This window comes from Streptomyces sp. SID5643, from assembly GCF_009872555.1.
Lineage (GTDB): Bacteria > Actinomycetota > Actinomycetes > Streptomycetales > Streptomycetaceae > Streptomyces > Streptomyces iakyrus.
In genome coordinates, this window is the sequence record NZ_WWIC01000171.1 from 1 (window position 1) to 9,393 (window position 9,393).

Annotated in this window: 8 protein-coding genes; 5 read left to right on the forward strand and 3 right to left on the reverse strand. The window is 72.9% G+C overall.

What is annotated here, in order from left to right; genetic code table 11:
- Together GTY56_RS20445 and GTY56_RS20450 are read left to right on the forward strand one after the other, a co-directional pair.
- The coding region (locus GTY56_RS20445; protein ID WP_237524943.1) for a protein phosphatase 2C domain-containing protein at window positions 1-1,118 on the forward strand (1,118 nt) is incomplete at its 5' end.
- A gap of 66 nt (window positions 1,119-1,184) precedes the next feature.
- The gene (locus GTY56_RS20450) at window positions 1,185-2,927 is read left to right on the forward strand and encodes a pyruvate dehydrogenase (protein WP_161366797.1); all 1,743 of its coding nucleotides are present in this window, start codon (window positions 1,185-1,187) and stop codon (window positions 2,925-2,927) included.
- Here the strand turns inward: GTY56_RS20450 and GTY56_RS20455 are convergent.
- Window positions 2,924-4,327, reverse strand: coding sequence for a helix-turn-helix domain-containing protein (locus GTY56_RS20455; protein WP_161366798.1), 1,404 nt, complete (start codon window positions 4,325-4,327; stop codon window positions 2,924-2,926). The two genes, GTY56_RS20450 and GTY56_RS20455, sit on opposite strands and share 4 nt — an antisense overlap.
- A 227-nt stretch (window positions 4,328-4,554) precedes the next feature.
- On the opposite strand from GTY56_RS20455, the gene GTY56_RS20460 reads away from it, so the two are divergent.
- Window positions 4,555-5,175: a hypothetical protein gene (locus GTY56_RS20460; RefSeq protein WP_161366799.1), complete on the forward strand. Its 621-nt coding sequence runs from the start codon at window positions 4,555-4,557 to the stop codon at window positions 5,173-5,175.
- Window positions 5,176-5,602: 427 nt separating this feature from the next.
- Window positions 5,603-6,085, forward strand: a complete 483-nt coding sequence (locus GTY56_RS20465) for an ATP-binding protein (RefSeq protein WP_202510494.1) — start codon at window positions 5,603-5,605, stop codon at window positions 6,083-6,085.
- Window positions 6,086-6,141: 56 nt separating this feature from the next.
- Here GTY56_RS20465 and GTY56_RS20470 read toward each other — a convergent pair whose 3' ends face one another.
- Both GTY56_RS20470 and GTY56_RS20475 read right to left on the reverse strand, forming a co-directional pair.
- The gene (locus GTY56_RS20470; RefSeq protein ID WP_161366800.1) at window positions 6,142-7,182 is read right to left on the reverse strand and encodes a DUF2637 domain-containing protein; all 1,041 of its coding nucleotides are present in this window, start codon (window positions 7,180-7,182) and stop codon (window positions 6,142-6,144) included.
- Window positions 7,183-7,486: 304 nt separating this feature from the next.
- Window positions 7,487-8,338: a (2Fe-2S)-binding protein gene (locus tag GTY56_RS20475; RefSeq protein WP_161366801.1), complete on the reverse strand. Its 852-nt coding sequence runs from the start codon at window positions 8,336-8,338 to the stop codon at window positions 7,487-7,489.
- 177 nt (window positions 8,339-8,515) lie between these two features.
- On the opposite strand from GTY56_RS20475, the gene GTY56_RS20480 reads away from it, so the two are divergent.
- Window positions 8,516-9,337 carry an FCD domain-containing protein gene (locus GTY56_RS20480; RefSeq protein ID WP_161366802.1) on the forward strand — a complete coding sequence of 274 codons (822 nt, stop codon included), beginning with the start codon at window positions 8,516-8,518 and terminating at the stop codon, window positions 9,335-9,337.
- Window positions 9,338-9,393: the final 56 nt, after the last annotated feature.

A 9,393-nucleotide genomic window follows, 5' to 3' on the forward strand; every position in this document is an offset into this window, starting at 1 on the left:
CGTCCCCGGCCGACCGGCCGCCCCGCCCTCCCGCCCCCGGCATCGAGCCGTCGGGCCGGGCTGACCAGGGGCCCGAGCCGTCGGGCACGCCCGTCACCGAGCCCCCGCCCGATGGGCCCGCCTCCCGGATCGAGCGCCCCGCACCCGCTCCCGGGGCCCGCGGCCACGTCGGCACCCGGCCGCCCACCTACGACGCCGAACCCACCGCCCTCCCGGCCGCCGATCCGGACGATCTCGACGACCTCGTGGCGGACACCGTGCTGGACGGGGCCCGGTACGGGGCCTGCACGTTGCGGGCCGTTTCCGTGCGGGGGGACTCCGCGCGGTACCGGGGCGAGCCCCGCCGGGACGCGCTGCTCACCGCCCGGTTCGGCACGGGGGAGCACGCGCTGCTGCTCGTGGCCATGGCGACCGGGGCCCGGGCCACACCGGGCGCCCACCGGGCCGCCGCCGAGGCCTGTCACTGGATCGGGCGGGCCGTCGGCCGCAGCCACGCACGGCTTGTCGAGGACATAAGGGACGGCCGCCGCGGTGACCTGAAGTCGGGGCTGCACCGCCTGACCGACCGCAGCCTCGGCAAGCTCCGGGCCAGTGCCTCCGAGCAGGGCGTCGGCCCGGGCGAGTACGCGGCAAGTCTGCGCTGCCTGCTGCTGTCGGCCGACCCCGGGTGCCGTACGCGGGTGTTCTTCGGGGTGGGGCCGGGCGGGCTGTTCCGGTTGCGGGAGGGCGAGTGGCAGGACATCGAGCCCCAGGTGTCCGAGGTCAAGGGCGAACCGGTCCTGGGCTTCGGCTCGCCGCCCTCCGAGACGCCCGAGGGCGACCGGCTCACCATGGACCTGGGCATCCCGACCCCGCCCAGTCCGTACGAACCGGCCCCGGAGCCGCCCCGCGAGCCCTTCCGCTTCCGGACCTCCGTCGCCCGCCCGGGTGACACGCTCCTGATGTGCAGCGGCGGCCTCGCCGACCCCCTGCGCGGCGAGCCCGAACTGGGCGAGTACCTCGCCGAACGGTGGTCCCGGCCCGACCCGCCCGGCCTCGCCGCGTTCCTTGCCGACTCCCAGGTGCGGGTCAAGGGTTATGCGGACGACCGTACGGCCGCCGCGGTGTGGGAGGCGTGAGCGCTGCCCGTGTGACTTGATGGAACCCGGAGGGATCCCAGGAGACCGAAGGGGCAGACGAGAACCATGGCCAAACAGAACGTCGCGGAACAGTTCGTCGACATCCTGACCCGCGCCGGAGTCAAACGCCTCTACGGCGTCGTCGGCGACAGCCTCAACCCGATCGTGGACGCCGTCCGCCGCAACTCCGCCATCGACTGGATCCACGTCCGGCACGAGGAGACCGCCGCCTTCGCCGCCAGTGCCGAGGCGCAGATCACCGGCGGCCTCGCCGCCTGCGCCGGCTCCTGCGGCCCCGGCAACCTCCACCTCATCAACGGCCTCTACGACGCCCACCGCTCCATGGCCCCGGTCCTCGCCCTCGCCTCGCACATCCCGTCCAGCGAGATCGGCCTCGGCTACTTCCAGGAGACCCACCCCGACCGGCTGTTCGCCGAGTGCAGCCACTACAGCGAGATGATCTCCAGCCCGCAGCAGATGCCGCGGCTGCTCCAGACCGCCATCCAGAACGCCGTCGGCCGCAGCGGCGTCAGCGTCGTCACCCTGCCCGGCGACATCGCCGACCTGCCCGCCCCGGAGAAGGCCGCCGAGACCGCCCTCGTCACCTCCCGGCCCTCGGTCCGTCCCGGTGACGCCGAGATCGACCGGCTCGTCGAGATGATCGACGACGCCGGCAAGGTCACCCTCTTCTGCGGCAGCGGCACGGCCGGCGCGCACGCCGAGGTCATGGAGTTCGCCGGGAAGATCAAGTCCCCGGTCGGGCACGCCCTGCGCGGCAAGGAATGGATCCAGTACGACAACCCGTACGACGTCGGCATGAGCGGGCTGCTCGGCTACGGTGCCGCCTACGAGGCCACCCACGAGTGCGACCTGCTGATCCTGCTCGGCACCGACTTCCCCTACAACGCCTTCCTCCCCGACGACGTCAAGATCGCCCAGGTCGACGTCCGGCCCGAACACCTCGGCCGCCGCTCGAAACTGGACCTCGCGGTGTGGGGCGACGTACGGGAGACGCTGCGCTGCCTGATCCCGCGGGTGAAGGAGAAGAAGAACCGCCGCTTCCTCGACCGGATGCTGAAGAAGCACGCCGACGCACTGGAAGGGGTCGTGAAGGCGTACACGCGCAAGGTCGAGAAGCACACGCCCATCCATCCGGAGTACGTGGCGTCCGTGCTCGACGAAGTGGCCGCCGACGACGCCGTGTTCACCGTCGACACCGGCATGTGCAACGTCTGGGCCGCCCGCTACATCTCACCCAACGGCCGTCGCCGCGTCATCGGTTCCTTCTCCCACGGCTCGATGGCGAACGCCCTGCCCATGGCGATCGGCGCCCAGTTCACCGACCGCAAGCGGCAGGTCGTGTCGATGTCCGGCGACGGCGGTTTCTCCATGCTGATGGGCGACTTCCTGACGCTGGTGCAGTACGACCTGCCCGTGAAGGTCGTCCTGTTCAACAACTCCTCCCTCGGCATGGTCGAGCTGGAGATGCTGGTCGCCGGTCTCCCGTCGTACGGCACCGCCAACAAGAACCCCGACTTCGCCGCCGTCGCCCGTGCCTGCGGTGCGTACGGGGTGCGCGTCGAGAAGCCCAAGGACCTCGCCGGAGCCCTCAAGGACGCCTTCAAGCACAAGGGTCCGGCCCTCGTCGACGTCGTCACCGACCCCAACGCGCTGTCCATCCCGCCCAAGATCAAGGCCGAGATGGTGACCGGCTTCGCCCTGTCGGCCTCGAAGATCGTGCTGGACGGCGGGGTCGGCCGGATGGTGCAGATGGCCCGCTCCAACCTGCGCAACGTGCCGCGGTTCTAGCTGTAGGGCGCCCACTGACGCGCGGTGGTGTCGTACGTGTAGCGGGGCAGCCCCTTGATGCCGCTGGTCCGGAACGGGCGGCCGCCGTCGTCGATCCGGACCGTGCCCGTGCGGCCCTGGGAGGACCAGTCCAGTTCCAGGTACCAGCGGCAGTCGCAGCCTTGCGTCCTGGCGTTGACCAGCAGCACTTCGGGGTCGCGCGCGGAGACCCGGTAAGGCAGTCGCATCGCCGGGATCGGCGTACCGGCGTCGCTCCCGGCGACCGCGCGGGCGATGGGGCGGTCCTTGTCCAGGTTCACGTCGAAGGAGCGCGGGGTGATCGAACCGCCGCAGCCCTGGTCCATGGCGTAGGCGTTGCCCGGCGCGGGCGCCGAACGCCCCACCACGCGCACACGCAGCGCCTCCAGCACGACCGCCGTGTCGGTGCGCCCCTGCACGGACAGCCGCACGAGTGTCTCGCCGCCGTGCACGGCGTTGTGCGCGGCGGCCCAGACGCCGGCGTCCTGCGGGACCGGCGGCGGCGCCACCTGCCCGGGGGGCCGGGCGACGACGTAGTCGTGTCCGCAGCCGAGCTTCCAGGCCTGGGAGTCGGCCGACCAGGTGACGGGGACGGCGGGGTCGGCCGCGCCGGCGGGCGGGGTGGTGCGGGCGCGGGCCGACGGGGACGGGGAGGGCTTCTTCTTCGGAGTGGCTGAGGGCGAGGACGGCTCGGCGGTGGGCGAGCTGCCGCTCGGGGTGGGGGACGCGCTCTCGCGGTCCGGGGCCCGTGACCCCGCCGTACGGGACGGCGCCGGGCCGGACGACGGAACGCGGTCGTCGTCGGCGGACGCCCGCCACCCGTCCGGCAGTGCGGCGAGGCTCCCGAGTACCGCGAGCACCGCGCAGGCGGCGGCCAGGACGACCGCGACGCGTCCGCGGCGGTACCAGGGGCGGCGGGGGAGGGGGGCCGCTTCCGCAGGGCTGTCGGCAGGGCCGTCCACCATGCCGGTGCCGGTGCCGGTGCCGGTGCCGGTGCCGGTGCCGGTGTCCGTGTCCACCGCCGTCGTGGCGGCGTCCGTGTCCGCTTCCGTGCCCGCCGCGGAGGTGTCCGAGCCCGTGTCGGCCTCCACCGTGGCGGCAGGGCTCGCCGTGCGGGGACGTTGCCGCGCCGCCACCGCCAGGAGCCAGCGGCGGTGGAGCTCCAGACGTTCCTCCTGGGACGCCCCGCACAGCGCGGCGAAGCGTTCCACGGGCGCGAAGTCGAGCGGGACCGCCTCGCCCGCGCAATAGCGGTGCAGCGTCGAGGTGTTCATGGCCAGGCGCCGGGCCAGTGAACCGTAACTGCGGTCCGTGCGCTCCTTCAGCCCCCGCAGCAGCGCCGCGAACTCCCCGACCTCGCCGACGTCGTCCTGTGCCGACACCGTTCCCCCGTCCTCTTGCTCGGTCCCGGCCCGGAACGGCATCCCAGGCACCCCATGTACCTGCACGTCAGAAGGGCTGGGATGGTTCCACCGTGCCGGATCGGATGCCGGGTGTTGCATCCGTACGGTGGGACCGCTGATGCTTCTGGTGTCGCACCGAGCAGGTCCGGGCCGACCAGCCGGCCTCGCCGCGGCATCCACGTCCACTCATCCACGGGGGATCACCCATGTCCATGCGCATCCGTACGAGCGCTGTCACCGCACTCGCCGTCGCCGCCCTCGCGGCGGGCACGGTCCTCACGGCACCGGCCGCCGGCGCCGCGCCGAACGCCGCCGGGCCCAAGTTCCTGTCGGCGTCCCAGCTGCCGCCGCACCCGACGTCGTCCTGGACCGCCGGCCCGGTCACCGAAGGGTTCCCGGACGGACTCGGCTGCGTGGACACGGAGGGCGTGCTCTCCTACGAGTACCGGCACCGGGAGTTCCGGACCGACCTGGACACCAGCGCCGTGCAGCTGACCGTCGTGGCGGACACCGCCGCCCTGGCCAAGGCCCTGGCGAAGCACTACGACGACCTGATCCGCACCTGTGCCGAGCGCATCGAGAGGAACGACCCGGACGTCAGGGCCGAGGGACGGGACTACGGTTCGCTGCCGGTCGAGGAGGGCGCCCGCGTCCGCGGCCTGCACACCGAGACCTCCTGGGGCGCCACGGACATCTCGCTGCTGTCCGTCGGACGGGACGGCAAGACCGTCACCGTCGTGTCATGGGGCCAGATGGGCGACTTCGGGGACGCCCCCGTGGGCGCCTTCAAGAAGACGACGACCACCGCCGTCAACAAGCTGTACTGACCGCGCCTCCGCCGGAAGACCGGGGCCGTCCTCCCGCCACGGGGGTGGGGGAGGACGGCCCCGTACGCGTCACGGAGCCCGCCGGGACCGTCGTACTTCGGCCAACTTCACCGCAGCGCCGCGGACTCCGGCCTACTGCCCCGTCCCTTCCCCGCGTACGCAGGCATCGGCAGCCGGCCGTCGGTCCATCGTCCGATCTCCGGCGGTCAGGATCCGGCCGGGGACGATGACCGGCTACCCTCTTGTCCCCTTCCGCTCCGTTGCCGTACCGCTCGGCGCCCCGCCGCCCGGGTCGCCCGCGCCGTTCCGGTGGCCGAACACCGGTCGTCGACGATCCGGCATGACTGCCGCGTTCGCGATGGGGCATGGATCCCCGTGAACGTGTTCGAGCAGGAGGGGAACCGACATCGGCGCGCGGGCGGGGGTCATGGAGAGGCAGGCACGACGAGGCGGTCCCATAGCGATCGGGGGCTTCTCGACGAAGACGGTGGAAGACGGGGCCGACGACGTCACGGAGCGGGAACCGGCACCGCAGTTGCGGCGCAGACTCGGGCGGGCGGACCTGCGGGCCGTCCCGGAAGCCCGCAGGGCGCTGCGGGAGCTGCTGGGGCAGTGGGGGAAGCAGGGGCAGTCGGACGTGGCGGAGCTGCTCACCAGCGAGCTCGTCACCAACGCGATCGTCCACACCGATCACGACGCGCTCCTCACGGCCACCGTCGGACCCCGCGGACTGCGGGTGGAGGTACGGGACTTCGTGGCCCGCAGGCCGCGACTGCGCCGACCGGTCGCCGACGACGGCACGAACGGCAGGGGCCTGTTCCTGGTGCAGTCCCTCGCGGACGCCTGGGGAGTCCGGCCGCACGGCGTGGGCAAGGCCGTCTGGTTCGAGCTGGAGGCCGGGGCGGCGTGAACGCGAAGGGGCGCGGCCCACAGGCCACGCCCCCTCGTCGCGTCGGTGCGGCCGGGCTAACCGAACTGCTGCTCCAGGTCCTTGAGCTTGCGCTCCAGGGAGTCCAGACGCGGCAGCGCCATGGTGTCGTCCTCCGCGGTGAGGTCGACGGTCACCGGGTCAGCTCCTTTGCGTACCGGCTGAAGGGAGGGACGCGAGCGCACGGGCAGGGGATCCGGCGCGGATATGGCAGGCTCCGCGGTGACCTGTGAGGAGCCGCGCTCCACCTGCACCTCAAGCTGCCGTCCGGCACTCCGGCCGAAGTGACCGCGGTGGCCGCGGCTGATCGCCTTCAGCTGGGCCCGCTCCACACGCTGCTGGTCGCGCCGCCGCTGCCGGGCCTCTTCCTTCTTGCGCTTGTCGTCGCGCACCTCGTCGACGGCCTCGTCCAGGCTGCGCACACCCTCCAGGAGCATCAGCGACCAGGCGCGGTAGGTCTCCCGGGGGGCCCGCAGCCACCGCACCATACGGATCTGCGGCAGCGGGCGGGGCACCAGGCCCTGCTCCCGCAGGGCGGCCCGGCGGGTCTGCTTCAGCGCGCGGTCGAAGAGCACCGCCGCCGACAGGGACATGCCCGCGAAGAAGTGGGGGGCACCCGCGTGGCCGACGCCCCGGGGCGCGTGCACCCAGTTGAACCAGGCCGCGGCGAAGGCGAACGTCCAGACCAGTATCCGGGAGCCGAGCGCGGCGTCACCGTGGCTGGCCTCGCGCACCGCGAGGACGGAGCAGAACATCGCCGCGCCGTCCAGGCCGAACGGGACGAGGTACTGCCAGCCGCCGGACAGTCCGAGGTTCTGCTCGCCGAAGCCGACCAGGCCGTGGAAGGAGAGCAGGGCGGCGACGGCCGCACAGCAGAACAACAGGAGGTAGGAGAGGGTGCCGTAGACGGCTTCCTTGCGTCTGCGGCGTTCCTCGCTGCGCTCCCAGGAGTCGTCCGCGCTCGTGTCCTTGACCGAGGAGCGCTTGCCGCGCGCGAGCACCGCCACCGCCGCCAGCATGCCCAGGAGAAGCACGGCGCCCGGAAGCAGCCAGTTCAGCGATATGTCGGTCAGTCTCATCTGGGTGGTCCCTTGCATTGGGATAGGGCGTAACGCCCGCCATAGTGGCCCAATCCCATCGGCCCTCAGGGGGTTTCGGGGCAAGAGGCCGCCAAGGAAGTGCAAGGGATTGTTCAGGGCGGCGTTCTGCTCGAACTGCCGCTTGAGGGGCGGGAGTTGAGTTCGAACAAGACTACCCGTACGAGTGGTTCCCCGGAAAGTTCCCGTGACCCGTGAGGAAGTTGTGAATCGCCCGGGAGCGTGTGGGTGTCCGGTGTCGTGATGATCTTACGGGACGACGGGGCGGACTGACCCCGCGCCTACGTCAACTGGCCGTGGCCAGCAGCTTGGTGACCCGCTCGGTGTCGCAGGTGCGCGGGCAGGTGGCGCAGGTGTCCTCCGGGCGCAGGGTGTAGAACATGCAGCAGCTCGCGCGGTCCCGGGTGAGCAGCGGCTCGCCGCCGGGGCCGGTGAGCTCCCGGAACGCCGCCGTGCCGACGTACGGCTTGGTCGCGCCCGGCAGGAGCAGTTCCAGCTCGCGCATCGCGCGCCGCTCCTCGATCTCGCCGAGCAGCTGGGCGATGTACCAGACGCCTTCGACGATCTCGTCGGTCGCCATGCCCCACAGGGCCCGGCCGCGGCGCCGCATCCGGGGGCCGAAACCGGCCAGGACCGGCTCCAGGTGCTCGGCGACCGCCGACCGCACCTCGGCCCGGAGCGCTTCCTCGTCGGGGACGACCCGGGCGCCGGGCAGCGCGGCCGCCTCGTCGCCGGGCAGGCAGGCGAAGCCGGCGGGGCGGACGGCCAGGTGCCCGAGGGCGTGGCCCGGGGCGGTGCGGTCGTACGAGACGTGTGTCACGGGGTAGCGGGGGACCCGGCGGTGCAGGAACCACGGCACGGTGATCAGCAGGCAGGCGGGCCAGGCGTAGCGGTGCAGGCCGAAGGTGGCGACGACGTCGGGGCGGGCCTGCCGGCCGTAGTCCCGCCGGACCTGCTCCACGTCCCATGCCAGGTAGCGGTCGAGGGCGGGTCCCGCGGCCGCGAGGTCGGCGACGGCGGTCCAGCCGCCGCCGTGCGGGGTCGCGTCCCCGGCGCCCAGTTCGGTGACGGCCAGCCCCGGGAGGATCTCGGCCAGGCGGGCGTAGGCGCCGGAGACGGCCGAAAGGGGAGCAGGCATGTGATCACCGATCCGTCGGGCTGAAACGGGGTTCTTGAAGGTAAGCCTAACCTTACTAGAGATCCCCGGAAATCGAACCGGGATTTGAACTGGGCGCCGGGGCGCTTATGGTGCTTGACGGACGAGTAACAACCAGCCGTAATGACCCCAAGTGCCGATACGTCCGGAGGAGGACCCGTGAGGCAGGGAGCGCAGGGCTCCGCGGACACGGGGACTCCGTGGACGTCGACGGCTGCGACGGCAGCGGCGGAACCGGCGGAACCGGCCGGGTCCGCTCGGGTGCCGCGGCAGGCCGGGGCGGTGCGCGGGGAGCACACGCACAGCGAGCCGCCCGCGCCGGTGCTGCCGCGGGCCCGGCCGGTGATCCAGCGGGCCTCCGTACGCGGGCAGATCCTGGACGCGCTGCGGGCGGCGCTGGTGGCGGGGGATCTGCGTCCGGGCGAGGTCTACTCGGCGCCGGTGCTGGGCGAGCGGTTCGGGGTCTCGGCGACGCCGGTCCGGGAGGCCATGCAGCAACTGGCCCTCGAAGGGGCCGTCGAGGTCGTGCCGAACCGCGGCTTCCGGGTGGTCGAACGGGGTGTGCGGGAACTGGCCGAACTGGCCGAGGTCCGGGCGCTGATCGAGGTCCCGGTGATGCTGCGGCTGGCCCGTGCCGTGCCGGCCGAACGCTGGGCCGAGATGCGCCCCCTCGCCGAGGCGACGGTCCGTGCGGCGTCCACCGGCTGCCGCGCGACCTACGCGGAGTCCGACCGGAGGTTCCACCGGGCCGTGCTGTCCCTGTCGGGCAACGAGCAGCTGGTCCAGATCGCGGAGGACCTGCACCGCAGGGCGCAGTGGCCGCTGGTCGGCGGGGGGCCGGGGTTCCGGGGCCGTGCCGACCTGGTCGCCGACGCGCACGAGCACACGGCGTTGCTGGACGCGCTGGTCGCACGGGACCTGGACGTGGTGCGGGCGCTGGTGGGCGAGCACTTCGCGGGTGCGGGTGCGGGCGGGGCCTGACGCCGGGTGGTGGACCGGGGCCGCGCCGGGGGGTGTCCGTCCTCGGAACGGCGCGA

Bases quoted from the DNA above. Each gene is read 5' to 3' on its own strand.
- GTY56_RS20450 (WP_161366797.1), top strand. From the start codon at position 1,185: ATGGCCAAACAGAACGTCGCGGAACAGTTCGTCGACATCCTGACCCGC.
- GTY56_RS20460 (WP_161366799.1), top strand. From the start codon at position 4,555: ATGTCCATGCGCATCCGTACGAGCGCTGTCACCGCACTCGCCGTCGCC.
- GTY56_RS20465 (WP_202510494.1), top strand. From the start codon at position 5,603: ATGGAGAGGCAGGCACGACGAGGCGGTCCCATAGCGATCGGGGGCTTC.
- GTY56_RS20470 (WP_161366800.1), bottom strand. From the start codon at position 7,182: ATGAGACTGACCGACATATCGCTGAACTGGCTGCTTCCGGGCGCCGTG.
- GTY56_RS20475 (WP_161366801.1), bottom strand. From the start codon at position 8,338: ATGCCTGCTCCCCTTTCGGCCGTCTCCGGCGCCTACGCCCGCCTGGCC.